General features: G+C 58.8%; 30 protein-coding genes. 18 read left to right on the forward strand and 12 right to left on the reverse strand.

The window, feature by feature from the left end; translation table 11 throughout:
- Positions 1 to 9: 9 nt before the first annotated feature.
- From ACSQ9D_RS27035 to ACSQ9D_RS27055, 5 genes are all read right to left on the reverse strand, one after another.
- A complete protein-coding gene (locus ACSQ9D_RS27035; RefSeq protein ID WP_436284903.1) occupies positions 10 to 522 on the reverse strand; it encodes a RidA family protein in 513 nt (170 codons plus the stop codon).
- A gap of 19 nt (positions 523 to 541) precedes the next feature.
- Positions 542 to 1,750 carry an amidohydrolase/deacetylase family metallohydrolase gene (locus ACSQ9D_RS27040; RefSeq protein WP_436284904.1) on the reverse strand — a complete coding sequence of 403 codons (1,209 nt, stop codon included), beginning with the start codon at positions 1,748 to 1,750 and terminating at the stop codon, positions 542 to 544.
- Between the two features lies 1 nt (position 1,751).
- Positions 1,752 to 2,630 carry an ABC transporter permease gene (locus ACSQ9D_RS27045; RefSeq protein WP_436284905.1) on the reverse strand — a complete coding sequence of 293 codons (879 nt, stop codon included), beginning with the start codon at positions 2,628 to 2,630 and terminating at the stop codon, positions 1,752 to 1,754.
- Positions 2,630 to 3,571 (reverse strand): ABC transporter permease, encoded by a 942-nt coding sequence (locus ACSQ9D_RS27050; protein ID WP_436284906.1) that lies wholly within the window; start codon positions 3,569 to 3,571, stop codon positions 2,630 to 2,632. Before ACSQ9D_RS27050 ends, ACSQ9D_RS27045 begins: the two co-directional genes overlap by 1 nt.
- Before the next feature lie 79 nt (positions 3,572 to 3,650).
- On the reverse strand, positions 3,651 to 5,177 hold the full coding sequence (locus ACSQ9D_RS27055) for an ABC transporter substrate-binding protein (RefSeq protein WP_436284907.1): 1,527 nt from the start codon (positions 5,175 to 5,177) through the stop codon (positions 3,651 to 3,653).
- Between the two features lie 325 nt (positions 5,178 to 5,502).
- Between ACSQ9D_RS27055 and accB the strand changes: the two genes are divergently transcribed.
- Together accB and accC are read left to right on the forward strand one after the other, a co-directional pair.
- Positions 5,503 to 5,940 (forward strand): acetyl-CoA carboxylase biotin carboxyl carrier protein, encoded by a 438-nt coding sequence (accB, locus tag ACSQ9D_RS27060; RefSeq protein WP_436284908.1) that lies wholly within the window; start codon positions 5,503 to 5,505, stop codon positions 5,938 to 5,940.
- Position 5,941: 1 nt separating this feature from the next.
- Positions 5,942 to 7,327 (forward strand): acetyl-CoA carboxylase biotin carboxylase subunit, encoded by a 1,386-nt coding sequence (gene accC, locus ACSQ9D_RS27065; RefSeq protein ID WP_436284909.1) that lies wholly within the window; start codon positions 5,942 to 5,944, stop codon positions 7,325 to 7,327.
- 137 nt (positions 7,328 to 7,464) lie between these two features.
- Here the strand turns inward: accC and ACSQ9D_RS27070 are convergent, their stop codons facing one another.
- On the reverse strand, positions 7,465 to 7,758 hold the full coding sequence (locus ACSQ9D_RS27070) for a hypothetical protein (RefSeq protein ID WP_436284910.1): 294 nt from the start codon (positions 7,756 to 7,758) through the stop codon (positions 7,465 to 7,467).
- 14 nt (positions 7,759 to 7,772) lie between these two features.
- Here ACSQ9D_RS27070 and pxpB point away from each other — a divergent pair, with 14 nt between their 5' ends.
- From pxpB to ACSQ9D_RS27090, 4 genes are all read left to right on the forward strand, one after another.
- Positions 7,773 to 8,477: a 5-oxoprolinase subunit PxpB gene (gene pxpB, locus ACSQ9D_RS27075; protein ID WP_436284911.1), complete on the forward strand. Its 705-nt coding sequence runs from the start codon at positions 7,773 to 7,775 to the stop codon at positions 8,475 to 8,477.
- Positions 8,474 to 9,472, forward strand: a complete 999-nt coding sequence (locus tag ACSQ9D_RS27080) for a biotin-dependent carboxyltransferase family protein (protein ID WP_436284912.1) — start codon at positions 8,474 to 8,476, stop codon at positions 9,470 to 9,472. Before pxpB ends, ACSQ9D_RS27080 begins: the two co-directional genes overlap by 4 nt.
- A 26-nt stretch (positions 9,473 to 9,498) precedes the next feature.
- On the forward strand, positions 9,499 to 10,266 hold the full coding sequence (locus ACSQ9D_RS27085; protein WP_037121194.1) for a LamB/YcsF family protein: 768 nt from the start codon (positions 9,499 to 9,501) through the stop codon (positions 10,264 to 10,266).
- A 285-nt stretch (positions 10,267 to 10,551) separates the two neighbouring features.
- Positions 10,552 to 11,754: a pyridoxal phosphate-dependent aminotransferase gene (locus ACSQ9D_RS27090; protein ID WP_436284913.1), complete on the forward strand. Its 1,203-nt coding sequence runs from the start codon at positions 10,552 to 10,554 to the stop codon at positions 11,752 to 11,754.
- Positions 11,755 to 11,812: 58 nt separating this feature from the next.
- On the opposite strand, the gene ACSQ9D_RS27095 is transcribed toward ACSQ9D_RS27090, so the two are convergent.
- Entirely contained in the window at positions 11,813 to 12,736 is a 924-nt protein-coding gene (locus ACSQ9D_RS27095) for a LysR substrate-binding domain-containing protein (RefSeq protein ID WP_436284914.1), read from the reverse strand.
- Positions 12,737 to 13,051: 315 nt separating this feature from the next.
- Here ACSQ9D_RS27095 and ACSQ9D_RS27100 point away from each other — a divergent pair, with 315 nt between their 5' ends.
- The 12 genes from ACSQ9D_RS27100 (at position 13,052) to ACSQ9D_RS27155 (ending at position 22,128) form a co-directional block, all read left to right on the forward strand.
- Entirely contained in the window at positions 13,052 to 13,822 is a 771-nt protein-coding gene (locus ACSQ9D_RS27100; protein WP_436284915.1) for an SDR family oxidoreductase, read from the forward strand.
- Positions 13,815 to 14,522: an amino acid ABC transporter permease gene (locus tag ACSQ9D_RS27105; RefSeq protein ID WP_436284916.1), complete on the forward strand. Its 708-nt coding sequence runs from the start codon at positions 13,815 to 13,817 to the stop codon at positions 14,520 to 14,522. The genes ACSQ9D_RS27100 and ACSQ9D_RS27105 overlap by 8 nt, the downstream gene beginning before the upstream one ends.
- Positions 14,519 to 15,277, forward strand: a complete 759-nt coding sequence (locus ACSQ9D_RS27110) for an amino acid ABC transporter permease (protein WP_436284917.1) — start codon at positions 14,519 to 14,521, stop codon at positions 15,275 to 15,277. Before ACSQ9D_RS27105 ends, ACSQ9D_RS27110 begins: the two co-directional genes overlap by 4 nt.
- Complete coding sequence (locus ACSQ9D_RS27115) at positions 15,274 to 16,038, forward strand: amino acid ABC transporter ATP-binding protein (RefSeq protein ID WP_436284918.1); 765 nt, start codon at positions 15,274 to 15,276, stop codon at positions 16,036 to 16,038. The genes ACSQ9D_RS27110 and ACSQ9D_RS27115 overlap by 4 nt, the downstream gene beginning before the upstream one ends.
- A 32-nt stretch (positions 16,039 to 16,070) precedes the next feature.
- The gene (locus ACSQ9D_RS27120; RefSeq protein ID WP_436284919.1) at positions 16,071 to 16,907 is read left to right on the forward strand and encodes an ABC transporter substrate-binding protein; all 837 of its coding nucleotides are present in this window, start codon (positions 16,071 to 16,073) and stop codon (positions 16,905 to 16,907) included.
- 139 nt (positions 16,908 to 17,046) lie between these two features.
- Positions 17,047 to 17,721 carry a 4-carboxy-4-hydroxy-2-oxoadipate aldolase/oxaloacetate decarboxylase gene (locus tag ACSQ9D_RS27125; RefSeq protein ID WP_436284920.1) on the forward strand — a complete coding sequence of 225 codons (675 nt, stop codon included), beginning with the start codon at positions 17,047 to 17,049 and terminating at the stop codon, positions 17,719 to 17,721.
- Between the two features lie 61 nt (positions 17,722 to 17,782).
- A complete protein-coding gene (locus tag ACSQ9D_RS27130; protein ID WP_436284921.1) occupies positions 17,783 to 18,550 on the forward strand; it encodes an SDR family oxidoreductase in 768 nt (255 codons plus the stop codon).
- Positions 18,519 to 19,082: a gluconokinase gene (locus ACSQ9D_RS27135; protein WP_436284922.1), complete on the forward strand. Its 564-nt coding sequence runs from the start codon at positions 18,519 to 18,521 to the stop codon at positions 19,080 to 19,082. Before ACSQ9D_RS27130 ends, ACSQ9D_RS27135 begins: the two co-directional genes overlap by 32 nt.
- Positions 19,083 to 19,093: 11 nt before the next feature.
- Entirely contained in the window at positions 19,094 to 20,041 is a 948-nt protein-coding gene (locus ACSQ9D_RS27140) for a 2-hydroxyacid dehydrogenase (RefSeq protein ID WP_436285186.1), read from the forward strand.
- Between the two features lie 9 nt (positions 20,042 to 20,050).
- On the forward strand, positions 20,051 to 21,082 hold the full coding sequence (locus ACSQ9D_RS27145; protein ID WP_436284923.1) for an L-idonate 5-dehydrogenase: 1,032 nt from the start codon (positions 20,051 to 20,053) through the stop codon (positions 21,080 to 21,082).
- Between the two features lie 449 nt (positions 21,083 to 21,531).
- Entirely contained in the window at positions 21,532 to 21,807 is a 276-nt protein-coding gene (locus ACSQ9D_RS27150) for a type II toxin-antitoxin system RelE/ParE family toxin (RefSeq protein ID WP_436284924.1), read from the forward strand.
- A 9-nt stretch (positions 21,808 to 21,816) separates the two neighbouring features.
- Positions 21,817 to 22,128, forward strand: a complete 312-nt coding sequence (locus ACSQ9D_RS27155; protein ID WP_037123235.1) for a HigA family addiction module antitoxin — start codon at positions 21,817 to 21,819, stop codon at positions 22,126 to 22,128.
- Between the two features lie 163 nt (positions 22,129 to 22,291).
- Here ACSQ9D_RS27155 and ACSQ9D_RS27160 read toward each other — a convergent pair whose 3' ends face one another.
- The 5 genes from ACSQ9D_RS27160 to ACSQ9D_RS27180 all read right to left on the reverse strand — a co-directional run bounded on the left by ACSQ9D_RS27160 (position 22,292) and on the right by ACSQ9D_RS27180 (position 26,856).
- Positions 22,292 to 23,059: a fumarylacetoacetate hydrolase family protein gene (locus ACSQ9D_RS27160; protein ID WP_436284925.1), complete on the reverse strand. Its 768-nt coding sequence runs from the start codon at positions 23,057 to 23,059 to the stop codon at positions 22,292 to 22,294.
- Positions 23,060 to 23,139: 80 nt separating this feature from the next.
- Entirely contained in the window at positions 23,140 to 24,516 is a 1,377-nt protein-coding gene (locus tag ACSQ9D_RS27165; protein ID WP_436284926.1) for an FGGY-family carbohydrate kinase, read from the reverse strand.
- Positions 24,513 to 24,833, reverse strand: coding sequence for an L-rhamnose mutarotase (gene rhaM / locus ACSQ9D_RS27170; protein ID WP_436284927.1), 321 nt, complete (start codon positions 24,831 to 24,833; stop codon positions 24,513 to 24,515). The genes ACSQ9D_RS27165 and rhaM overlap by 4 nt, the downstream gene beginning before the upstream one ends.
- An 11-nt stretch (positions 24,834 to 24,844) precedes the next feature.
- The gene (locus ACSQ9D_RS27175; protein WP_436284928.1) at positions 24,845 to 25,858 is read right to left on the reverse strand and encodes an ABC transporter permease; all 1,014 of its coding nucleotides are present in this window, start codon (positions 25,856 to 25,858) and stop codon (positions 24,845 to 24,847) included.
- Entirely contained in the window at positions 25,855 to 26,856 is a 1,002-nt protein-coding gene (locus tag ACSQ9D_RS27180) for an ABC transporter permease (protein WP_436284929.1), read from the reverse strand. The genes ACSQ9D_RS27175 and ACSQ9D_RS27180 overlap by 4 nt, the downstream gene beginning before the upstream one ends.

The following is a 26,856-nucleotide window of genomic DNA, read 5'->3' on the forward strand; positions in this document are numbered from 1 at the left end:
TAGACCTCCTCAATCGTTGAGCGAGACGATCGCCTCGATCTCGACGGTGATGTTGCCAGGTAAGGAACCGAAGCCGACGGCGGAGCGGGCATGTTGGCCGGCCTCGCCGAAGACCTCGATAAAGAGGTCGGAGCATCCGTTGATGACGCTCGGATGATTTTCGAAGTGCGGGACGGCATTGACCATGCCGAGCAGCTTGACCACGCGCTTCACGCGGGCGAGGTCACCAAGAGCGTCGTGCATGACCGCAAGCAGGTTGATGCCGGTGAGCCGCGCATGCTGATAGGCCTCTTCGACGCTGACGTCGCTGCCGACCTTGCCGGAATGGAGATGACCGTCAGCCTCGCGCGGGCCCTGGCCGGATAGATAAAGAACGTTGCCCTCGCGCACATGGGTAAGAAAATTGGCGATGGGCGCCGGCGCCGATGGCAATGTAATGCCGAGCGCGGCCAGACGCTCATAGGGTGTTTGCACCGCTGCCGCGGCCTTTGCTGGGGACGTATTCACGTCTGCTCCTGTCATGCGGTTTTAGACATGCCGGTCACCGCCACGAATAGCCGTGGCTGTGACGGACGAGCTTGCGGGCGCGCGGAATGTAACGGCTGGCCGTGATCGCCTCCGATCCGATAACCGCATAGCGCGGTTCGAAGAGCTTGTGCAGGCGAGAGACGTCGCCGTTGGAATCGGTGGCCTCGAGATCGGCATCGACGAGGTCGAAGATGGTGAAGTCCGCCCGTTCACCAACCGCCAGGCGTTTCTCCATCGACAGCTTGATGACGGAGGCCGGCGCATGCGTGACGGCCTCCACGACCTTGTCGAACGGCATGCCGACCGATAGCAGCTTCGACATCGTCGTCGCCAGGTCCCAGACCGGGAAGTTCATCGAATGGCCGTGAAGATCGGTTGAAATGGAGAACGGCAAAAGACCGCGCGCAATGGCTGCCTCGGCTACCTTGAAGGAGAAGGACGCGCCGCCGTGGCCGATATCAAGGCGGATGCCCTCGGAGGCGCAACGCTCGGCAAGATTGAAGAGGTCCTCGTCTTCGATGATGCTTGAACCGGCCTTGCCGTTGAAGCAATGGGTGACGACATCACCCGGGCCGAGGATCTCGAGCACCTCATCATAGAGTGCCGGCGGTTCGCCGACATGCACCATCATTGGCACTTTGAGGATCTTGGCGATCTTCTTGCCGAGCTTCACGGGCGTGACACCCCAGGAGCCGGTGATGACATGGCTCGCGCGCACCTTGAGGCCAACAATGTGTTCGCTGTTTTGTGCATAGCATTCGAGGATGCGGTCGAGATCGATGTCGCGAATATCGCGCAGTTCGGCGACGCGGTTGCAGGCGACAAGGCCGATCGAGCCGAGGTTCAGGAAGGCCTTGATGCGCTCTCTCGACGGCTCGATGATGTATTCGCGGAAGCCATGGAAGTTGGCCTCGCCGGCGGAGCCCGCATCAACCAGCGTCGTGACGCCCCGCTCGGCGCCGCATTCCGACGGACGGATGGAGATATCCGTGCCGCCGTGCCAGATATGCACGTGAAGGTCGACCCAGCCGGGCGAGATCCAGGCGCCCCTGGCGTCGATGCGCTCGGCGTCACCAGGGCTGGCCAGGGAAGGACCGATTGCGGCAATCTTGCCGTCGGCGCCGACGAGGATGTCGATCGCGCCAAAAGGCTCTGCAGCGCCAAACGCCATCGGCTTCACATTGGTGAGGAGGAGCGGTTTGCCCGCTTTTTCACCGGTCATTCTAGAGGTCCTTTCGAAGTCTTGGATCGAGCATGTCCCTGAGACCATCGCCGACCATTTGCAGCGACAGCACGGAGAAGATGATGGCAAAGCCCGGGAAATAGGTCATCCAGTCGGCCTGGCCGATATATTGGCGCCCGGCTGCGATCATGGTTCCCCAGGTCGGGATTTCGGGGCTGACGCCGAGGCCGAGGAAGGAAAGTCCGGCCTCGGCAAGCATGGCGCTGGCAAACAGGAAGGTGCCCTGCACAAGGATCGGCGACAACAGATTGCGAAGCACGTGCCGCGTCATGATGTGGAAGGTGGAAATGCCGAGTGCCTGCGCCGCCTCGACGTAGGGCAATTCGCGGATCACCAGCGTCGAGGCGCGAACGATGCGCGCCAGACGAGGCGAGTAGACGATTGAGAGCGCAACGATGACCGTTGTGAGCGACGGTCCGAGAGCTGCGACCAGCGCGATCGCCAGGAGAATGTCAGGAAAGGCCATCATCGCGTCGATCAGCCGGGCAATCGGCGTGTCGAGCTTCTGAAAGAAGCCGGCAAGCAAGCCGAGCGTCACGCCAATCAATGCGGAGAGCACGACGACGGCAGCGCCCACCAAAAGTGAGAGCCGCCCGGCATAGATGGTGCGTGAGAACACATCACGGCCGAATTCGTCGGTGCCGAACCAGAACAGTTCACTCGGCGGCTTGAGCCGGTTGACGATCGATAGTTTCGATGGCGAATACGGCGCGATCCAGGGCGCGAGGGCTGCCAACAGCACAAAGATGATCAACACGATCACGCCGGCGGCGACGGTCTTGCGTTTCAGCAGGCGGCGAAGAAATTTGCTGCGCTCGCTGGCGGCGGGTTTATCGGTGGTGGTTACGATATCGGCCATCAGTAGCGCACCCTTGGATCGACCAGCAGATAGAGCATGTCGATCGCGAAATTGATGAGGACATAGAGGCCGGCAATGACGAGCAATGCGCCCTGGATGACGGGATAATCGCGTCGCAGGACAGCAGACACGACGAGATTGCCGACCCCTGGGAGGCCAAACACGGTTTCCGTTACGACGGCGCCGGAGATCAGCACGGCAGCGGTCAGGCCGATGACCGTCAGGATTGGGATCAGCGCGTTTTTCAGGGCATGCTTGAGGACGACACGGTGCTCGGCGAGCCCCTTGGCACGTGCCGTGCGAATATAGTCGTCGCCGAGCACGTCAAGCATCGAGGCACGGGTAAAGCGCAGGATCAGTGCCGAGGAAACGAGGCCGAGCGCAAAGGCAGGCAATGTCAGGTGTTGCATGCGCTCAAAGAAGGAAGCGCCAGGCCCGCCATAGCCCGAGACGGGAAATATGTTCAGCCGTACGGCGAAGAATTGCATGAGAATGAGGCCGAGCCAAAAGCTCGGGATGCTAGCCGCCAGCATGGCGATGGTTGTCGACATCTGATCGACGAACGACCCGCGCCTGTAGGCAGCATAGATGCCGATCGGCAGTGCGATGATACTGGCAATCAGCAGCGAGAAGATCGTCAGGAAGACGGTTGGCTCGGCGCGTTCGAGAAGCGCTGACGTCACCGGCATATTAAGGAAGATCGACTGGCCGAGATCGCCTCTCAGCAGTTGTCCAATATAGAAGAAGTACTGGACGACGATCGACTGGTCGAGGCCGAGGCGGGCGCGCAGTTCAGCAACGTCCTGTGCCGTTGCATCGGGACCGAGCATGACGGCAGCAGGATCGCCCGGCGTCACGCGAACGATCACGAATACAATCGTAACGACGAGGAACATCACCACGATCATGCCGAGAAGGCGCTGGAGGATGTAGCGTATCATGGAAAGCGGCTCCTGTATCCACACAGGGCGAAATCATGGACGGATGCCGGCCTCAAACCGGCACCCGCAGTGGTCGCGCTTACTTCTTGGTCGACGCGTTCCAGAAATATGGCCAGGGAGCGGGATTAACGCCGGCGAGTTTCGTCGAGATGGCTGAAACGGCGTTGAAGTCGCCGATCTTCATGAACGGCACTTCGTCATACATGGCCTTCTGGACGTTGGCCCAGAGTTCGATGCGCTTCTTTGGATCAACCTCGGTGGTGAAGGCATCGACGACGCTCTTGCGCTCCGGCGTGTCCCACCATCCCGGCGAACTGGGAGACAAGGAGCCGATCAGTGCCGGTTCCGGCAGGAACGGACTGTGGCTGATATAGATGTCCCAGAGCGCCTTGTCGGTGCGGCGCTGCGTCAGCGTTGCCCAGTCGACCACCTGCAGGTCGACTGTGAAACCGGCAAGCTTCAGGTATTCGGCCGCGACCTGGGCCATCTTGTAGTGGAATTCGTACTGGCGGCTCGTCAGGATACGGATCGGCTCACCATTGTAGCCGGCGTCTTTGGCGGCCGTGGCCGCCCCTTCCGGATCCGCAATATTGTAGTTGCCAGCCACGCCGGCATCCGTGCTCCAGGCGAAGTTTCGCGGGTAGATGTTGCCGTCTGGTGCGTAGAAATCCGTGCCACCGAAGGCGGCGGCCATCATGTCTTCCATGCTGAGCGCCTGACGGATCGCCTTGCGGATCGCGACGTTCTTGGTGACACCCGCAGCCGTATTGAAGACGAAGACCGGATAGCCGAACGGTTTCAGGAGCAACGGCTGCGTCGCCGTTGACGACTTGAGCTTGTCATAGGATTCGACCGGCAGCGAGTCGACGTAGTCGTATTGGCCGGAAACCGCCGCCTCGACGCGGGTGTTTGCGTCGGGCACGGGCACGAAGCGGATCTCGTCAAGATATTGATGGCGGGCGCCGCCGTAGCCATCGCTGTCGCCCGAGCGCGGCTTGTAGTCATTGAAGCGGACAAGCTGGATATATTGATCCGCCTTGCGTTCCTTCAGCATATAGGGGCCGGTGCCGATGAAGTCGGTCATCGTATCGGCCTGCTTCTCGGCCGGAATGATGATCGCAGCGGAGTTGTTGAAGGCAAGCAGAGAGGCTAGCGGCGCGTAGGGCTGCTTCAGCTTGATGACGACCGTCGCTGGATCGGTAGCCGCGATCGACAAGATGAAGGCGCCCGCCTGCTTGCCGCGTGAGGCAAGCTTGACCCACCTGTTGAGGGAAGCGACGACATCCTCCGACGTCATGTCGCTGCCGTCGTGGAACTTGATACCGGTGCGAAGCTTGATCGTATAGGTCTTGCCGTCGGCGCTAACGTCGGGAAGGCTCTCAGCCAAAAGCGGCGTCACTGCCCAGTTCTTGTCGAACGTGTAGAGCGTTTCGAAGATATGCTGCGTGACGATGCCAACGAGGTCGGCCGTCGACGTCATCGGATCGAGCGTCGGTGGCTCGCCGATCGTTGCGACATTGATCACGCCGCCTTTTTCTTGTGCCAGCAGATAGGATGGTGTTGCGACCAACGCGGTGGCGACAAGGAATGCGAGTTTCATTCTCATGCTTTTCTCCCGGTTTTTGTTCCACAATTATGTTATATGCGCTTTTATAACAGAATACATGGGGCGCCGCTGGTGTCAATGGCAGGGCACCGTACGAAAAGATGCAGCTGGCCCAATCGGCTCTTCTGGACGTCGATGATGAGTTGGCGTGACGTTGCGTTGGTAGCCGCAAGGACGGCAGGAGCAGCCGCCTGCGATGGCCTCCATATAAACTTTGTCTGCCCCCATCACTGCAGATCGCATGGTAGTTCTCGATCGAGAATGATGACCCGTCGTCGGAGAATGACTTCCTGCGCGGGGCAGCGAGCGATGACGGTGTAGGGATATGGATCTAGAAAAGATCAAGAAGCTGATTGAATTTGTCGGGCGATCGTCCGTTTCCGAACTCAACGTCACGGAAGGCGGCGCAACTGTTCGGATCATCAAGAGCGCTGCGCGCCGTGACGAGTTCGCTGCGCCTGCAGCGAAAGCTACCGAACAAACCATCGGGTCAGTCCCTGCGGGGCACGATCAGCCCGCAGACGGCACCGGTCATGTCGTTCGAGCTCCGTCGGCCGGCGTCTTTCACCGTGGCCCCGACCCGTCGTCCTTCCCTTTCGTCGAGGTCGGCACGCTCGTCGAAAAGGGACAGGGCCTCTGCATCATCGAGGCAATGAAGGTTTTCAACACCATCCCGGCAACACATGCGGGTGAGATCACCAAGATCGTCGTCTCCGATGGGGACGATGTCGACGTCGGCGAGCCCCTATTCGAGATCAGGTAATATGAGCGCAGTTGCTAGTCTCAAAGCTCCGTTTTTTGACTCCGTGTTGATCGCCAACCGTGGCGAGATCGCGCTGCGCATCCAGCGCGCATGTCGCCAGCTTGGTCTTCGATCAATCATGGTCTGTTCAGAAGCCGATCGTGACGCACCGTACCGTGAAACCGCCGACGAATTCGTCTGCATTGGCCCCAGCCCCGCTGCTCAGAGCTACCTTAATCACGATGCAGTGCTGGCAGCGGCAGTCACGACGGGCGCCGGCGCAATTCATCCGGGCTATGGCTTCCTGTCGGAGAACGCGGCGTTTGCAGACGCCGTGGAAGCCTTAGGATTGACCTTTATCGGGCCGCGAGCCAGCGAAATTCGAACGATGGGCGACAAGATCGCCGCCAAGCAGGCCATGATGGCCGCGGGCGTCCCCTGTGTCCCCGGCCCGGACACCGCCCTTAGCGAAGACCTGGCCGAGGTCGCGAACGTTGCTGAAACAATTGGTTATCCGGTTATTGTCAAAGCGGCCGGCGGCGGTGGCGGGCGTGGGATGCGCGTCGTTTCCTCGGCCCATGAGCTTGCCGGCGCGGTCATCGTGACACGCGAGGAAGCACGGCGCGCCTTCGGCAAGCCAGAGCTTTATATCGAAAAGTTCCTGCAGCATCCAAGACACGTGGAAATCCAGGTCCTCTGCGACAATTATGGCCAGGGAATTTGGCTTGGCGCTCGCGACTGCTCGATGCAGCGTCGCCATCAAAAAGTGGTCGAAGAGGCTCCGGCCCCGTCAATACCGGTTGATGTGGTTGCAAGAGTTGGAGAACGGTGCGTTGCCGCCTGCAAGCAGATTGGCTATCGCGGCGTTGGAACCTTCGAGTTCCTCTATGAAGACAAAGAATTCTATTTCATCGAAATGAATACGCGCCTTCAGGTCGAGCATCCCGTCACCGAGATGACATCAGGCATAGATATCGTGCGTGAGCAGTTGCGCGTGGCACAGGGATACCAATTGGAGCTGTCCCAGGTCGATGTTGGCTGTTTTGGCCACTCATTCGAATGCCGCATCAATGCCGAAGATCCATTCACCTTCGCGGCCTCGCCGGGGCTCATTTCGGCGATTTCCTTACCGGGCGGACCAGGCGTTCGCGTCGATACGCATGTCGGGCCAGGATACAAGGTGCCACCACATTACGATTCCATGATCGCGAAACTCATTGTGCATGCGCCGACAAGAGACCAGGCGATCGCCCGCATGCGCGTTGCGTTGTCGGAGATGCGGGTTGAAGGCATTTCCACGAACATCGCCTTGCACCGTGAGATCTTTGAGGACCCTTCATTTAGCAGGGGCGGAACTGACATTCACCATTTGGAAAAATGGCTTGCCGAACGGAGGGCAGCCTCGTGAAGTCGCGCGTTAGACAGTGCAGAATTTCTGCCTTCAGCGAACTGGAGACGCTGGAAAGCATCTCGCAATGCCTGGCGATAAACGGTGTCGAGACGATCGAAATCACTACGCCCGATGGCTCGGTGCGGATTACTTCGTCAGACGGCATCCGAAAACACCAAGAGCAAGCAGTCGGGCCGGCCACGCCAGCGCTTCTTTCGCAGACAGTGATCGCTCGCGCGCCGATCGCTGGTGTCTTTCTTCCCGGTCACCCAGACCGCACGGCTAACGAGATCAGCAGCGGCGATAGTGTTGAGGCGGGAAAGCTTGTCGGCTTTGTCCGGGTTGGTCCCGTTCTCGTTGCCGCCCGGGCCGAGGCAGGTGCTGAGGTCGCGAAGCTTGACCAAAATAGCGGCAGCCTCGTCGGTTACGGCGACGTTTTGATTTCCCAAAGGGGGGCCCGGATATGAGCGTCGGAACGGTACGGTTGTCGGCGCCTGCGATCGGCTTGCCCAGCCAGCGCCCCCCCAAGATCTCATGTATCGGCACGCGCAGCTATCTGATCGAAGCGCCAGGCGATTTCGATCTCGCCGCGCAACGCCGGATATGGGCTCTCAGCAAAGCACTGGCTAACAGCGAGGATTATGCCGAGCTCATACCCGGCATGACCAATCTCCTGGTCGTGCTCAAGAACACCCCGTCCGATCCAGCGCTCGTTGTTCAACGGCTTTCGGATCAATGGGATTGTTCCGGTGAACTCGACCTGGTGGGCAAGACCATCGAGATACCGACCATCTACGGAGGCGAACACGCAATCGATCTTCCTGCGCTCTGCGACTATTCCGGGCTTTCCGCCCAGGACATTGTCACGCTCCATGCGCAGCCGATCTACACCGTCTTTTCAGTGGGAAGTGCCCCGGGGTTCGGATACCTGCATGGCCTTGATCCGCGCATCTGCATGCCCCGCAAATCCGTGCCTTCTCTGAAGATGCTAAAAGGTATGGTGACGATTGGCGGGATGCAGACCGGGGTTGCTGTTCTCACCGGCCCGAACGGCTGGAATTCGATCGGTTTTGCCGACATTACCGTCTTCGACCCGATGGCGAAATCTCCCGCAATCATGGCGCCGGGCGATCGTGTTCGCTTTGTTCCGGAAAGGATCGAACTGTGATCAACGTTCTCATAACAGGCCCGTTGAACACTGTTCAGGATCTTGGCCGTTTTGGCTTTCGCAGCATTGGCGTAACGGCAAGTGGTGCCATGGACTCGGTGGCAACCAGGATTGGGAACCTGCTCGTCGGCAATGCCGAGAGTGCTGCGTCCATTGAAATCCAGACGTTTCCATTCAAGATCTCTTTCGATCGGCCGACAGTTTTTGCGATCACGGGTGCCGACTGCCGTGCAACGTTGGACGGCATCGACCTGCCACCATGGTGGGTGCAGCAAGCCAATGGCGGCCAGACCTTGGAACTTTCGATGCCGTTGCGCAACGCACGTGCCTACTTGTCCGTCGCTGGCGGCATAGACGTCCCCGTCGTGATGGGTTCCCGAAGCACCTCGTTGCGGGGCGCCTTCGGAGGATTTGCAGGTCGTTTCCTGCAGAACGGAGATAATATCTCCGTCGCTCCCACCGATGTTCCTCAAATCCCGCTTGGAGGCTTTGGGGTGATGCCCCCTGCGAAAGCGTTGGCGGAATTTTTCCCCGTCGACGAAGATGGACAACTGTTGTTGCGTGCCATCCCGGCCGGTGAACACGATCTATTCGGTCAAGACTGCGAACGATTCTGGACCCAGGCCTGGAAGATCACGTCTCAAAGTGATCGCACAGGATATCGCCTGTCTGGCGACCCGTTAAAGCCCGACAGTCCAATCGAGATGAGATCTCATGGGGTCGTTCCAGGCGTGGTCCAGGTACCTCCGGGAGGTGAACCCATCGTGCAGATGAGCGACGCAAACACTGCTGGAGGCTACCCCAAGATAGCCGGCGTCATCGAAGTCGACATCTGGCGGCTCGCGCAAGCGAGAATTGGAAGCCGCATACGGTTCGTGCGATCGACTGTTGAAGAGGCACTGGCGGCCGAGCACGCGCTTGAGGGCTACCTGAACCAAGTCACGAAAATAGCTCCCGTGGTTGCCGCGGCACTGATCAACATCACACGGCGATAGACGTCAATTGCAGTGAGGACTTCAAGATGAAGATCGATTTGAACTCTGACATGGGTGAGGGGTTCGGACCATATCGGCTTTGCGATGATGAAGCGCTAATGGATGTGGTTTCTTCCGCAAATGTCGCCTGCGGATTCCATGCCGGCGATCCGAAAACAATGGCGCGGATGGTTCGCCTCGCAAAGGCACGCGGTGTGGGTGTCGGTGCGCATCCGGGATTGGCAGACCGGGTTGGCTTTGGTCGCCGCGAAATCCCGACCGACGCGGACGATATGAAGCAACAGGTGCTCTACCAGTTGGGCGCTTTGGCATCTGTCGCGCGCGGCGAGGGGGTAAAACTGAGCCACATCAGTTTCCATGCAGCCATGGGGAGCATGATCAATCGCGATCCTGAGCTGGCGGCGAGCATCATGCGAGCGATCAGGAGCGTTGACGCCGACCTCATTGTCTTCGCGATGCCCAACACCGAGCTCGAGCGGGCAGCGCAATCGAACGGACTGCGCACCCTGACACTCTTCCTTGCCGACCGCGCCTATGACGCGGCCGGTCAACTCGTCAGTCGTGCCGTCGCAAACTCGGTCATCAAGGATGAGGCGAGCGTCCGCGCTCGGGTCCGCCAGTTTATGGAAACAGGCACCGTAACGACGATCGAGGGCGTTCGCTTGCCGGTTCAGGCAAGGTCGATTTTGGTGCATAGCGATACCCCGGGATCGTTGGAATTGGCCAAGATCGTCAGAAGTGAAGTCGAAAGTGCGGGCGGGAGGATTGCTCCTGCAAACGAGGTCCTCGGCTAATTCCTGTTCGGAGGCAGCGTCGCTCAGGCTTCGCCAAGGTCTTGAAGCCTGAAAAGCGCGTCCGCGGCCAGACTTTTTCTGGATCGGGGCTCCATTGGCTCTTCGCACACCGCCTCCATTGGTTTCCGTTATGGCGTCAAACCAATCCAGTATTGGAAATTACCCCATCTTTACCCCTACCTTGCACGCAATTTGGGGCCCACGGCAAACGGCATTTTACGCACCGCCTCACCGTGTTTTGCGCAGTGGCTCTCGAAATTTTGGTAACGACAAAGGATTGAATAGATGCCAGCCATAGCCGATCGCCTTCAGAACGTGACAGTGTCTGCGTCGGTCGCGATGACACAACGTGCTCGTGATCTCGCTACCAAGGGAACCAAGGTCATCGGGCTTTCGTCCGGCGAACCCGACTTTCCAACGCCCGCGCACGCTATCGGGGCGGCGCATGCAGCTGCATTGGCAGGTGATACGAAATATCCACCGGTCGACGGGACGCCTGCGCTTAAGGCCGCCATCCAGCGAAAGTTCAAACGCGAGAACAATCTGCACTATGATTTGGACCAGATCCTTGTCGGCAACGGTGGAAAACAGGTGATCTTCAATGCGATCCTTGCCACCTGCAATCCGGGTGAGGAGATCGTCATTCCTTCACCGTCCTGGATAAGTTACGCCGACATCGCAAAATTTGCCGGCGCAGTGCCCGTACCGGTCAACTGCCCGCAGAACAACGGGTTCAAGATAAGACCCGAAGACCTCGAAGCTGCAATTACGCCCCGTACCAAGTGGCTACTGCTCAATTTCCCCAACAACCCAACGGGAGCTGCGTGTTCTCGCGAGGAAATGAAGGCCATCGCAGACGTCATGCTGCGCTATCCGCACGTCTGGATCATGACGGACGATATGTACGAGCATCTCATCTATGATGACTTTGAGTTCTGCACGATCGCAGAGGTAGAGCCTCGACTGTACGACCGTGTCTTGACAGTCAACGGCGCATCAAAGGCGTACGCAATGACCGGCTGGCGTCTGGGATATTGCGGTGGGCCACGTGATCTGATGAAGGCCATCAGCAACGTCAACACGCAGAACACGGCAGGCGTCTCAACGATCACCCAGGCTGCAGGGGTTGCCGTCTTGGATGGCCCCCAGGACATCCTGAAGGAGCGTGCATCAATCTATAAGAAGCGGCGCGATTTTGTCCTTGGCCGCTTGGCAGAAGTACCGGGTGTGCAGACACACAAGCCCGAGGGTGCGTTCTATGTTTTCCCGAACATCGCTGGCCTTATTGGAAAAACAACCAAGGGCGGCCGGGTGATCAACAACGATACCGACTTTGTGATGGCGCTTATTGAGGAGCACCACGTTGCGACCGTGCAAGGGGCGGCCTACGGCATGAGCCCGTTCTTCAGGCTATCTTACGCAACAAGCTTGGAGGCACTTGATGAAGGTTGCACCCGCATCGCCGAATTCTGCTCGTCGATGACGTAATGCGTCAAAGCAGGTCCTGGAGAAGGATTTGGGCGGCAGCAACGTTGCCCGAATTCCCTTAGGAGGGGAGTTCGACCGTCTTGAGGGTTTCGGTGAGCTCAACGAGCAACTGAGTGATCGCGAGTGCCGGTTCCGACAGCGGCGTTGTGTCGGAGAGGCAGAGCGAAAGCGTTTCTTCAATCTTCGGGCTGGAAATGCGCCGAACCACCATCGGTTGCGACGCCTCGGCCACAATGCGATTTGCGATCGCCTTTGGCACGATCGTTGCACCAAGCCCGGCGTCAACTGCACGTCCCAGGGTTTTGACGGCCTCGACTTCTGCAACAACGTTCAGGTTTGTCCTGCTCCTGCCAAACGCCACGTCGATCGCGCGTCGAACAAAGTTGTATGCAGGCGGTACGACAAAAGGAATTGCTTCCAGATTTGCGACCGCAATTGGCGGTTCCTCGCGTGAAATGCCAAGGGATTCGTTGGCAACAAAAACGAACTCCTCAGTTAACAGAGGCTGGAACTTCACGCCTTTGATTGGTCCAGCGCCGTGGATAAGAGCCATCTCCAAGCGACCATTCATGATCATCTGGCTATACGGCTGGCTCACGCTCTCGGTGACATGCAACAGAATCTGCGGATATCGCAGCTTCGCTTCCTCCAAAAGCTGAAGCGAAAGGGTTGCTGCGCTGCTGAACGGAGCCAGACCGACCGATACGCGACCGGACAAGGTTGCTCCACCGGCACGCACATCTGCATATGCCTGGTCCATCTGGCGCAGGATGATCTGGGCATGGCGATAGAGCGCGCGACCAGCGTCGGTCAGGATCACACCCTGTTGGCTTCGCGTCAGCAGCTTTTCCTGAAAGTGATCTTCGAGAGCCGCTAACTGCTGGCTAAGTGCCGGTTGCGCGATATGCAGTATGTCTGCCGCGCGCGTGATGCTTCCCATATCAACAATGGTGATGAACGACTTGAGACGGCGAGTATCCATTTATAGCTGCTGTTCCCATTGTTGCTTGCGACCATACGGGGAAGGCACCGAATTTGAAAGAGTTTTGCGCGCTGCAAACGAGCCCTGATGACGTTCGCCATAGGCCCATATGACCGGCCTCGATGTTTAAATTCACGCAGCTGCACCTCGAAACGTGAATTGGCAGTTTCATATAAGCTATTGAAGCCAAAACAATAATCTGGGCAGGCGGCAGGGAGGCCCTGACCTTCATAAGACAGGCTTATCCCTCCAAAGATATTCAGCATTATCGCCGGCTGAAAAGGTTCGCTACCTTCCATTCAAAAGGAGTTTTCGATGTCATTTTCCGATTACAAAACTGCACTTGTTACCGGCGCGTCCTCTGGCATTGGTGCTGCTACTGTCGAACGTCTCTGCGCCGAAGGACTCGAAGTTCACGCGATTGCACGTAGAGAAGATGCGCTGAAAGAACTTGCCGATCGCACCGGCTGCATCGCTCACAAAATAGATGTTACGGACCGCGCGGCGCTTTCTGCTCTCACAACACGCATCCAATTTGACGTCCTCGTGAACAATGCTGGCGTCGACAAGCCGAAGAAGTTCCTTGAGGCTGACGAGGGCGACATCGACCTCCTCATCGACGTCAACCTTCGCGCTGTTTTGCATCTTTGCCGGCTGGTTGTGCCCGGTATGGTCGCCAGGGATCGCGGGCACGTTATCAATATTTCCTCGATCGCTGGCGCTTACAATTTCGGCGGCAATTCCTCATACCATGCCACCAAGGCCGGCGTGAGCATGTTGTCGAACCAACTTCGCATCGACGTGTTTGGCAAGCGCGTTCGGGTAACTGAAATCTGCCCCGGCCGCGTCGCCACCGATATCTTTGCCCATGTCCACGGTGACACGCCTGAGATCCGCGAACGGTTCCTCGATGGATTTGAACTGCCGGAGGCCAAGGACATTGCAGACGCGATAGCGTTCGTCATCGCAGCGCCTGTTGCCGTCAATATCGGTCACATGGAGATAACGCCTACTCTCCAGGTGATGGGCGGGCTGCAGACGGCAAAACCGCAATATCCGTACTCCGGGACTGAAGGCCGTGGCTAACTTCGATCTCTTCGCAATCTTGGGCAATCCCGAATACCGATGGATGTTGATCCACGGCGTTCAAATGACGTTCGTCGTTGCCATCGGATCATGGCTTCTGGCAATGACGCTGGCGCTTGTCCTTCTTGCCTTGCGCTACTCGCCCGGGCCGATCGGGAATGCAGTCGTCACTGCCTACGTATCCTATCACCGCAACGTTCCGACCCTCGTTCAGCTGATGCTCTGGTACTTCGGCATTTTCACGCTGATGCCGGAAACAGTCATGTATTGGCTGACTGACCACAATGCGGAAGCGATCTTTGCGGTTATCGGCCTTGGCCTTTGTCAGGCAGCCTATTTTAGCGAGGATCTTCGCTCTGGCCTGCGTGCCGTCAATCCAGGGCAAATGGAAGCCGCCCGGGCTTTGGGCCATGGATACATTTCCGCGATGCGGTTTGTCATGGTGCCTCAGGGCGTCCGAAATGCGCTTCCCTCGCTCATCAACCACAGCGTGTCTCTGTTCAAGAACAGCAGTTTGGCAATAGCGATCGGCGTTGCCGAGCTCACTTACGCGGTCAAAGAAATCGAGAACCTGACCTTCCGCACGTTTGAAAGCTACCTTCTCGCTTCCGTCCTGTATCTCTCATTCTCGCTGATCATCATGGGCTTTGGTGCCTACCTGACGTCGAGGGCAAGTCCGGTAAGGAGCGCACGCGTATGATCGGCGACATCATCAAGATTGTCCAAGACTACTGGCTCCTGCTTCTCATCGGCCAGTATCCGAACGGTCCGCTCGGCGGACTGGCGGCGACGATCCTGCTTTCCGTGTCTGCGATCGCACTCGCTTTTCCAGTCAGCATCCTTTTGGCTCTCGCTCGACTGTCGAAGTTGCCGATCCTGAGCTGGCCCGTTACCGCGTTGGTCTATTTCACGCGCGGCGTGCCGCTCCTGATGCTCATCTTGTGGGGTTACTTCCTCGTTCCCCTTTTGACGGGGGCAAGCGTTCCCGCCTTTTTGACGATGCTCGTAACGCTCGTCGTCTATCAGGGTGCATTTCTGAGCGAAGTCGTCAGAGGCGGTATCGTCGCGCTGGGGCAGGGCCAGATGGAAGCCGCACGGGCACTTGGCCATAGCAACCTCGGCGCCATGCGTTACGTCATTTTACCGCAAGCTCTCTACAACGTTATCCCGAGCATCATCTCTGTCTTTGTTTCGACGATCAAGGATACGACGCTCGGATACGTTATCAATGTTCCCGATCTGACCTTCGCGGCAAGCCAGATCAACAATCAGCTTCTGACGCAGCCGTTCCAGGTCTTCTTCATCCTCGCCGCCGTTTACTACGCCATCTGCTGGTCGCTCACCCTGGTCGCAACAATGACCGAGCGTCACATCACCCGCAAACGCGCCGGGGCCAACATACCGATTGGCGCCAACGTTCTCAAACTCGAAGCACTTACGGATCAGCCGTCATGAACACTCCTGAGCAATCCAGAAACTCGTCCATGATCCAACTCTCGGAGGTCCGGAAGAACTATGGCACGTACGAAGTCCTCAAGGGGATCAATGCTGAGGTCGGCCGAGGAGAGGTCGTCGTCATCTGCGGTCCGTCGGGGTCGGGCAAGTCGACGCTTATTCGCACGGTGAACCGGCTCGAGGAGATTCAAAGCGGCTCGATCACGTGCGAGGGCAACAATATCCACCGCCAGATGGCGGCGAGGGAACTCAACCGGCTTCGCAGCCGCATTGGCTTCGTGTTCCAGAGCTTCAACCTGTTCCCGCATCTGTCTGCGATCGACAATATCGCGATGTCGCCAATCCGGGTGAAGAGGGTCGCTCGGGAGGAGGCGTATCGCAAAGCAACCCAACTGCTTGAGCGTGTGGGTCTTGCCGAGAAGGCACAGATGTTCCCCGGCCAATTGTCGGGTGGTCAACAGCAGCGCGTCGCTATCGCCAGGGCGCTGGCAATGGAGCCGCCGGTCATGCTTTTCGATGAGCCGACGAGTGCGCTCGACCCGGAGATGGTCGGGGAGGTGCTCGCCGTCATGAAGAGCCTTGCCTCTGACGGCATGACCATGATGTGCGTGACGCACGAAATGGGCTTTGCCCGCGACGTCGCAGATCGCGTCTGGTTCATCGATGATGGCCAAATCATCGAAACCGCGCCACCGGAGGACTTTTTCTCAAACCCGCAGACCGGTCGGGCAAAGCGCTTCCTGAGCGACTTGCGGCACTAATTCCAGCTCAACCACCAGAGGAGAATACAAAAATGAAAATAAGGTCAATTGCGGTAATGGCGGCTGTTGCCGCGGGGGCATTCGCCGGATACGCGAACGCCGACGAACTCGCGGACATCACGGCGGCCAAGACCCTGCGTTGCGGAACTTTCGCCGACGTGCCCCCATTCGCTTCGCCGGACCCAAAGACCCGAGAAATGGTTGGCTTTGACGTCGATCTGTGCCGTGCAATCGCACGGGAGCTCGGCGTGAATGCAGAGATCAAGCCAGTCTCGGTCGAAGCACGAGTCCCGGAAGTCAAGCTCGGTCACGTCGATATCGCCGTCGCAAACCTTGCCTACACCCTCAGCCGTGCCGAACAGATCCAGTTCAGTGATCCCTACTACCTCGCCAAGGAAATGCTGATCGTCAAGGCAAACGACCCCGGTCAGAAGAAGGCCGACTTCGAGGGTAAGCGTCTTGCATCGACGAAGGGGTCGACGTCAGAACTTGCGATCCGTAAGAACAAGTCCGATGCATTGACGTTCCAGGACACGGGGTCGGCCTATCTTGCCGTCCAGCAGGGCAAGGCGCGCGGACTTGTTGCGAATACGATGACGACCACAAAGATCGTCAATGAGTCAAAGACGAAAGGCGCAGAAATGCGCATGATCGAGGAGCCGATGCTCTATCAACCGATTGGGGTTGGTATGAAGAAGGACGAGCCGGCCCTGACAACGAAGATCAACGAGATCCTCGTCAAGCTCGACACCTCCGGCGAGATCAATCAGATCTGGGACAAGTGGCTCGGCCCGAACACCGAGTACAAGATGACCCGGAAAGACAAGGTCGTGCCGATCGGTGAACTGAAGTTCGAGCCGATCCCCTAAGCTCTATGTCCTGAGAAGATGCGCGATGCGGCTCGCCAATGAACGGGCCGCATCAACATGCCCCACGTTTAAGGCCTTTGATGGCTGAAGCCCCTGATATGACAAGCTTGCAAGGCGCATACGCCCAAGGAGGAACCCAATGATCAAGCTAAAACAAAAGATCGATCGACCAACGAAAGAAGAGATTGCTGCGATCTCAAGGTTTTCACCCGCAACTTTGCACGAAGCTCAGGGGCGTAGAGGGGCGCTGTCATCGCGGCTGAAGCCGATAGACTACCGTATGAAGCTGTGCGGTCCGGCTTTCACGGTCAAATGCGCACCTCGCGACAACATTATGCTGCAGGTGGCGATCAACTACGCTCAGCCGGGCGACATCATTGTGGTGTCGGCGGGCGAGTATGAAGAAGCAGGCTCGTTCGGAGACGTATTGGCAAATGCATGCCTGGCCAAGGGAATTGGTGGCCTCGTCACGGATACTGGCGTGCGCGACTCTCTGCAGCTTCGTGAGCTTGGCTTTCCCGTGTTTTCTCTCAGCGTCTGTATCAAGGGCACCGTAAAGGAGACCCTCGGCGCCACGAACGATCCTGTCATGGTTGGCGACGAGATCATCTATCCCGGTGATATCATTGTTGGCGACGCCGATGGGCTGGTCGTTGTCAGAAAGTCTGAAGCACGCGAAGTTGCCAAGTTGGCGCAGGCACGGGAAGACGCGGAGGTGGGCTACATTGCCGCCTACAAATCCGGGAAGTCGGTGGTCGAAGTCAGCAACCTGGAAGGTGTACTCAGGGCAAAGGGCCTCGTCGTCGAGGAATGAGAGCGTTACGGCCGTCAGCTCGTTCGGGCGGCGGCTGCATATGACTGAGGAGAGTAGCATAATGAGTTTTCCGCTTTTCGATCTTAGCGGCCGGCGAGCATTGGTGACTGGCTCGTCGCAAGGTATTGGTTTGGCGCTCGCAAGCGGGCTTGCCCAGCATGGCGCATCCGTCGTGCTGAATGGGCGCGATACGTCAAAACTGGAGGTAACTGCGAGAGCGCTGCGAGACGCTGGTCACGATGTTGCCGTGGGCGTATTTGACGTTACCGACGCTTCTGCGGTCAAACGCGGCGTCGACGAAATCGAGGCCGCCATTGGTCCAATCGATATTCTCATCAACAACGCGGGGATGCAGTTCCGCACACCGCTTGAGGATTTCCCCGCCGAGCGCTGGGACGAACTGCTGAAGACCAACGTCTCCAGCGTCTTTTATGTCGGCCAGGCCGTCGCCCGCCACATGATCAAGCGCGGCGCGGGGAAAATCATCAACATCGCCTCGGTGCAGAGCGAACTCGCCCGCCCGGGTATCGCCCCTTACACGGCCACGAAGGGCGCGGTGAAGAACCTGACCCGCGGCATGTGCGCCGATTGGGCGAAGTACGGCATCCAGATCAACGCGATTGCACCGGGCTACTTCAAGACCCCGCTCAACCAAGCCCTCGTCGATAACGCGGAATTCTCCTCCTGGCTTGAGAAGCGCACGCCGGCGGCCCGCTGGGGTGACGTCGACGAGCTGATCGGGGCCGCGGTTTTCCTCTCCGGAAAGGGATCATCCTTTGTCAACGGACACACGCTCTATGTCGACGGCGGCATCACCACCTGCCTCTAGTTCATCGCGTCATATTGGGCCGGTCGTTGTCATGGGCGTATCGGGTTGCGGCAAGACCTCGGTCGGAAAGATGCTCGCCTCCTATCTCGGCCACAGGTTCATCGAGGGCGATAGCCGGCACCCGCCGGCCAACGTCGAGAAAATGGCCGCGGGCGTCGCTTTGACGGATGACGACCGTTGGCCGTGGCTAGAGACGCTGGCGGCCGAGCTTGCAGCCGCAGATGACACGGTGATCTCGTGCTCGGCCTTGAAGAAGTCCTACCGCGACCTTTTCAGAGACAGAGCTGCCAAGCCGATCACCTTCGTGTTCCTGCAGGGGACGAGAACGACACTGGCGTCCCGGATGAACAGCCGCAAGGGTCACTACATGCCGCCCTCCCTCTTGGACAGTCAGCTTGCCACCCTGGAGCTGCCGACCAGGGAAGGCGATGTCGTGACGATCGAGATCGACCAACCCCTGGAGCGGATCGTCTCCCTGGCAATGACAAGTATCGCGTCCATGGCGACCCGCCAACGCGTGCAATCGAGGTAATGGAGGACAGAATATTGAAACCCGAAATTCTCCTGGTCGGACCGTACCCGGAATGGGACATGGTGGAGCTGGAAAAGACCTATCAGGTTCATAAACTCTACGAAGCATCTGATACAGAAGCTTTCTTGCGCGAGCAGGGCGGTAACATCCGCGCCGTGGCGACGCGCGGTGAACTCGGCGCTTCGGCCGCCCTGATCGGCAAGCTGCCGAAACTGGAAGTCGTCTCCGTCTACGGCGTCGGCTACGATGCTGTCGATCTGGCAGCCTGCCGCGAGAAGGGCATCACGGTGACGAATACACCCGACGTCTTGACCAACGACGTGGCCGATCTCGGTATCGCGATGATGCTGACGCAATCACGCGGGATGATTGGGGCGGAGCGTTGGGTCAAGGATGGAAGCTGGGCAGCCAAAGGTCTCTATCCCCTGCGCCGGCGTGTCTGGGGCCGCAAGGCCGGCGTTCTCGGACTTGGTCGTATCGGCTTTGAGGTCGCCAAGCGCCTTCGTGGCTTCGACATGGATATCGCCTACAGCGACGTAACCAAAACGCCCTATGCCGACGGCATGACCTATATCGCCGACCCGGTGGCGCTCGCCGAGCGCTCGGACTTCCTGTTCGTCACGCTTTCCGCTTCAGCCGCAACCCGGCACATCGTCTCGCGCGACGTCATCAAAGCCCTCGGTGGCGAGGGGATGCTGATCAACATCTCTCGCGCCTCCAACATTGACGAGGATGCTTTGCTCGACGCGCTTGAAACGGGCGTGCTCGGATCGGCCGCCCTCGACGTCTTCGAGGGGGAGCCGAAGCTCAACCCGCGGTTCCTTGCCCTCGACAATGTCCTGCTGCAGCCGCACCATGCGTCCGGTACGGTCGAAACCCGCAAGGCCATGGGACAGCTTGTCCGTGACAATCTCGCCGCGCACTTTTCCAATGCGCCGCTTTTGACCCCCGTCGTTTGAGGTGACCGAATGAAAGCCGTCGTAATCCATGCCGCCAAGGATCTGCGCATCGAAGATCGAGAGCCGGAGGCTGTCGGCCGGGGGCAGGTCGAGGTTGCCATCGAGGCTGGAGGCATCTGCGGGTCCGACCTGCACTACTATCATCACGGCGGCTTCGGCACGGTGCGTGTGCGCGAGCCAATGATCCTCGGGCACGAGGTCGCCGGGACTGTCAAGACTGTCGGCGAGGGCGTGTCGGACCTGGCGATCGGTGATCGCGTCGCCGTCTCCCCCAGCCGCCCGTGCAATGCCTGTGACTACTGCCTGCATGGACAGCAAAATCACTGCCTCAACATGCGCTTCTACGGCAGCGCCATGCCGATGCCGCACATCCAGGGCGCCTTCCGCCAGCGGCTGGTGGCCGAGGCGTGGCAGTGCCACAAGGTTGGCGATGCCGTCTCGATCAACGAAGCGGCCTTTGCCGAGCCGTTGGCGGTCACCCTGCACGCGGTTGTTCGCGCCGGTTCGCTCGCCGGCAAGCGTGTGCTGGTTACCGGCTGCGGCCCGATCGGGGCTCTTGCCATCATCGCCGCACGCGCTAACGGAGCGCGTGAAATCGTCGCCACCGACGTCATGGACGCCGTGCTTCGCAAAGCAGGCGAGGTGGGGGCCGATCGCACCATCAACGTCGCAACCGCGCCGGAAGAGCTCGCAAGCTACGCTGCCAACAAGGGCTACTTCGATATCCACTTCGAGGCGTCCGGCAACGCCAGTGCAGTCCGCTCCGGCCTTGAAGTCCTCAAGCCTCGCTCGATATTGGTTCAGCTCGGGCTTGGCGGCGACGTCTCGATCCCGCAGAACATGGTTGTTGCCAAGGAGATCGAGATGAAGGGCACGTTCCGCTTCCATGAGGAATTCGGTGTCGCCGTCGACTTGATCAACCGACGACGGGTTGATCTCTCTCCTCTCTTGAGCGGCATTTACCCCTTGAACGACGCTGTCGCCGCATTTGAAGCCGCCGGAGATCGCAGCAAGTCGATGAAGATCCAGCTGGCGTTCTAGTCAACAGCTTTGACGGACCGACGGAGACATTCCGATGCGAAGCCCTTCCCCCCCGACACTATAGGGGAGGCACTTGAGGCCGCTCCCATCGATCATTTTGCGGCCTGCGTGCTCCGTTTAAAGTAGCTCAGCGCTAGGCCAATGTAGCCGCGATCCACCAACAGCTGCTTGCGACCACAGGCGAATCTATCGCGTCCTACTCAGTTGCCCAGGTGTGGGAAGTGGACGCTAGTATTCTGTTGCTTGGTTGATTGATTAATGTTCAGCGGCCGTCCATGCACACAGTGCTCTGCGAGATGTTCAATTCCGCTGACAGCTTGACCAATAAAAGGAACCGCGTTCACGGACGGTTAGGATTATACACGCAAAGATTGCTCATTGCCATGATTGCAACAATAGAGGTGTCATCAAGTTGTTGACACCTGTCAGCAAAGAGGTTACATATAAGCATGATCGAGACCTTCCGGAATAAAGAACTCGCAAAGCTCTGGGAGGGGTCTCGAACGAAGATCGATGCCAAGTTTCATTCGCGCATTCAAAGGAGGCTCGATGCTCTTGATGCCGCTACTAAGGCTGACGATATGAATCTACCCGGATTCGACTATCACCAGCTTATCGGGAACAATCCAACCCGATATACCGTTCACGTCAACGGTCCGTGGTGCATCACTTTCGAGTTCGACAACGGCAATGCTTATAGCGTTGATTTTGAACAATATCACTAGGAGCGGAATATGACCTCGGTTGTAGCAAAACGAAATCCAAATAGGTGCCCGACTCACCCGGGCGCTCTTCTTCGTGAGGATCTGCTCCCTGCTATTGGGAAGCCCAAGACCGAAATCGCTCATCTGCTGGGTATTTCCCGTCAGCATCTTTACGAGATCCTGAACGAGAGTAAGCCAGTGAGCGCTGCCGTCGCAGTTAGGCTTGGTAAGATGTTCGGCAACGGTCCGCTACTTTGGATGAGGATGCAGGCGGCTTTCGACGCTTGGCATGCGGAAAAGGAAATTGACGTATCCGACATTCCTACCCTTCAGGTCGCATAGCGATCGAAGACCAGCAGCCTTTACTCAGGGCGATGCGTGTGAGGCGTGGACTAGCGGTACAGCGGCGCACAGACGCGATGACCGCTACAACGCTCGATCGCCCATATTGTCGATTACTCGAATAGTTCCAGGGAAAAGGCCAATTTTCCGTGGTTCTGCGGTATCAGACGAGTGCCAGGCGCAGATGGGTAGATCCACCAAAGACGATTTCAATGTCTCCAGGCGTGACGAGTTCGATCGCGCCACAGAGCGTCCCCGTTGTGACCAGTGCGCCGGCCTTGAGCGAGGTGTTCGGTCGCATACCATCGTTGGCGTAGTCCAAAAGCCACGTCAGTACGTCTCCCTTCGGATGCTGAGCGGGCGCGTCGTAGATCGGCTGGCCGTTGAACGTCACCTTGAGCGGCGTGCCGCTTGCCGTATCGACGGCCGGCTTTGCCACACGGGGACCGAGCACATATCCACTGTTTCCAAGCCGATCGGCCAGGAACAGCAGAAACGAGATTTTTCCGCTTTCCTCAATGGCGCTGGCGAGGAGCTCCGCACCGAGATGAACCGCTTCGATCGCATCGACGATGTCGGCGCGGCTGTAGCTGCCCTCGCGGCGGATCGGCAGGTCGCGACCGAGGCGTACGGCGATTTCCGCCTCGAACTTGGTGCCCCGCTGCCAAGGAATCCGTGCTCCCGAGTCCGCTTGCACATAGGGATGCAAGGGCGCTGTCACCGCCTGCCCGTCGGGCGAGACGGTCACCTTCCAGGCGTTGCTTGCAATAGCCTCATCGGCGACGAGAAAATTCTGCGCGTCCATTGCGTGCCTGAGATCGGCAGGCAGGGCAAATTCCGTCGTCGGCGCCTGGGTTTTTGAACGGCGCAGGCCGTGTAGTTTTGCGGCGAGCGCACGCGGATCAAAGGGGGCGGCGGCTGAATCTGCCATGAGGTCTCCTCCATCTTTCTTTGAGTCGCGAGCCTATCGCTAACGCTAAGATGGGGCGAGGGGCCTTGATGGAAAGATTGCTATGCCATCGCTGCATGCCAACCCTGGCGGTAGGCGTCGAGCCCCGGGGTGGCGCTCGGAGCGATGTGACGTTCGCTGCCGGCAGGCGGCTTGATGCCGCTCAGCAGCGCCGCGCCCTGGCTCGTGCCGGTCGACCCCGGGACGGCGATGACCTCCCGGCTGGTGAGCGCCGCAAGCAGCATTAGGTAGGGATCGTTGAGTGCAAAAGGTCCTTCGACGATTATCGGGCCTTGCGCGCCGATCAGATCGAGGCAGGCCTGGTTCATCAATGCGAGATAGAGGCACAGCGCGGCATAACGCTCTTCGGCTGTCACGCCCTGCGCGTTGACCCAGCGGGCGCTTTTGCCGGGGAAGGGTCCGGAGCCGGGCACAACATTCGGAAGCAGCATCAGGCCTTTCGCGATAACCTGCTCGATTGCTGTGGCAAACTCTTCCTTGTCAACGTGTCCGATCTCGCCTGAGATTGCTTCAAATTCGCGTCCGCCCATGAAACGGGAGGAAGGAACGGCACGGCCATAGGCATCGACATTGGCAAGTGTGTCACGCTTGGGATCGAGATGATCGAGGTCTCCGCCGACCCCGAAATTGATCACCCACGTGCCTGTCGAGACAACGGCAAACGGCGCTGTGCGATCGATCAGATGGGGCAGAAGCGACGCGTTGGAATCGTGAATGCCACAATAGACAGGGATCTCACCGGTCAAACCGATCGTTTCGGCGATATCCGGCAGAACCGGCCCGAGCGGATCGAAGGCGGAGCGGATCGGCGCCATGAGATCGCGGATACCAAGCGTGTCGACAAGCGAGGAATAGCGGCCCTCACGCGGGTTCCAGAGGTCGGTATGGCAGCCGAGTGAGGTGACCTCGTTCGATACGATACCGGTCAGTCGCGCTGTCCAGTATTGCGGATAGGTGAGGATCGTTACCACCTTTGCAAAGTCATCGGGGAAGGCGGTCTTTTGGTAATGCAGCTGCGCGCCGATATTCAGGCCCATGTTCTGGTGCGGCGAGAAGGTTTCCTCGAAGGGGGGGCGCAGTCGCGCATAGGCGTCGCGAATGTCGGCGGGATATTCGTGCTCGTAGTCGAGTACCGGCATCGCCAAATTGCCCGCCCTATCGAGAAGCGCAGCCGACGCCCCATGCGTGGTGATCGAGATGGCGTTGAAACCGGGCTCCTTGGCGAAGGAGCGGAGGGCGTCCAACGTGAAGGACCAGAGTTTATCAATATCGTAGTGCGGATAGAGACCGTCCTTCAGGACCGTGTTCGGGGTCCTCGCCACTGCGACCTCCACGCCGGTCGCGCTGTCCAGGACCACCACTTTGGCATTGGTCTTGCCGATATCGAGAACGGCGATGCGGCTTTCGTTCGGCGTCATGGCATATGGAAGACGGTGACGAGGTCACTCTGGACGGGAGAATTATCCGGGTTGGTCGCCATGACGTCGGCCATATGCGCCCACCACATCTTCATGACAGGATGATCCGGCAGGCTTGCCATCGTATGATCGGCGGGACGTGTCAGGACGCCGAACAGCGTGTTCGTTTCCCGGTCGAGATGGATCGAGTAGTCGCTGGCGCCGGATTGGTGCAGCAGTTCGACCAGTTCCGGCCAGATTTCGTCATGCCGCTTCCTGTATTCGGCTTCCATGCCCGGGTTGAGCGTCATCTTGAAGGCGTGTTTTTCGAGCGTCATTTGCAACCCATTTATTTCGAGCTCACGGCTTTGATGCGGCGCGCGATAATCGGGATCGCGATCGTGATAATGAGCAGCAGGCCGATGAAGATCGACATGACGATGCCGGGCACGTTGAGAAGTCCGAGGCCGAAGGTGACGAGGCCCATGACGAAGGCGGCGATGACGACGCCGCCGATCTTGCCAGAGCCGCCGAGGATCGAGACGCCGCCGAGGACGACCATGGTGACGACTTCGAGCTCCCATCCCTGCGCGATCGATGGGCGAGTGGAGCCGAGGCGCGAGGTCAGGCAAACGGCGGCGACACCACTCATGACGCCGGTCAGGACGAAGAGAATGAATTTCACGCGCTCGACGGGAATCCCCGAGAAGCGGGCCGCGAAGTCATTGTTGCCGATCGTGTAGACCTGCCGGCCGAAATTCGTGGCATGCAGCAGGATCGCAAATGCGATCGCCAGCCCCATGAAGAGCACGAATTCGAAGGAAAAGACCCAGAAGACATAGCCCTGACCGAAGAAGGCAAAATCCTCTGGATAGCCGCCATAGGCCTGGTCGCCGAGGACGATGTAGGAGGCGCCGCGGAACAGGCTCATCGTGCCGATGGTGACGACAATCGACGGCAGCTTCATGACGGAGACGAGGAAACCGTTGAACATGCCGCAGAGCAGGCCGACGCCGATGCCGATCAGGACGAGGCCGGGCGCCCCCACACCGACTTGCGCTGCCGCTCCCATAGCTGTGGAGGCAAGGGCGATAATGGCGGCAACCGAAAGGTCGATCTCGCCAGCAATGACGAGCAGCGCCATGGCAAAGGCGATCATTGCCTTTTCGGTAAAGTTGAAGGTCGCGTCCGACAGGTTCCAGGCATCCAGGAAGTAGGGTGAGGCCAGCGAATTGAAGATGAAGATCAGGACGGCGACGCCAAAGAGCAGGACTTCCCAGCTCGACATGATGCGCTTGAACGGCGTGCCGAGGCGATCGGGGATGACGCGCTTTTCGCTCGGGGTGGAAACGACGGTGCTCATGCTGTCACCTCTGCTGGGCTCTCTGCTGCGGCCTTGTCGCGCAGGATGATGCGGCCGCGATTGCGCTCGCGCCTTGCGTTGAAGACGACGGCGAGAATGATGACGGTGCCCGAGATCGCCATCTGCGTGAAGGGCGAAATACCGATGACGGGCAGAGCGTTCTTGATGACGCCCAAAAAGAGGGCGCCCAGCACCGTCCCGATGACGGAGCCGACACCGCCGGCAATCGAGATGCCGCCGATGACGCAGGCAGCCACGCTATCCAGCTCAAATCCACTGGCGATATCAACATAGGCGACGGCGTAGCGCGAGACCCACAGATAGCTTGCGAGACCGGCAAGTGCACCTGACAGCACGAAGGCGAGGAACTTCGTCCAGCCGACATCGACGCCGGCATAGACGGCGGCCGTCGGATTGCCCCCCGCAGCGTAAGTCGAGCGGCCGAACTGAGTATACTTCAAGAGCATGTAGATTAGCGAGACGATGATGATCGCAGCCCAACTGAGGACCGGCATGCCGAGGATGACTGTGCGCGGAACATTGAGGAAGATCGGCGTCATCTGATGAGCGTTCACCCACTCACCGCCCGACAGCACGAAGGCCATGCCGCGATAGATGGTCAGGGTTCCGAGGGTGACAACGATAGGTGGGATCTCCAGCGCCCAGACGAGAAATCCGTTGATCGCGCCGAGAAAGGCGCCGATCAGGATTGCCGCAAGGATGAGCACGATAAGAGGCAAGTCCGGGTAGGCGGCATTCATCATTGCAATCGCCATGCCGGTAAAGGCAAGGTTTGCAGCAACGGACAGGTCGATCGACTTGGTCAGAATAACGGTCATCTGGGCGAGTGCGAGGATGATCAGGATCGACGTGTCGTTGAAGATCGCAGCGAGGTTGCCGGGTGTCGCGAAATCCTGGGCTCGTGTTGCGAAGATCGCGACCATGACCGCGATAATGACGAAGAGCAGGGTTTCGCGTTTTTTCAGGAGTCTGGACAT

The sequence above is a fragment of the Rhizobium sp. LjRoot258 genome (assembly GCF_964254185.1).
GTDB lineage: Bacteria > Pseudomonadota > Alphaproteobacteria > Rhizobiales > Rhizobiaceae > Rhizobium.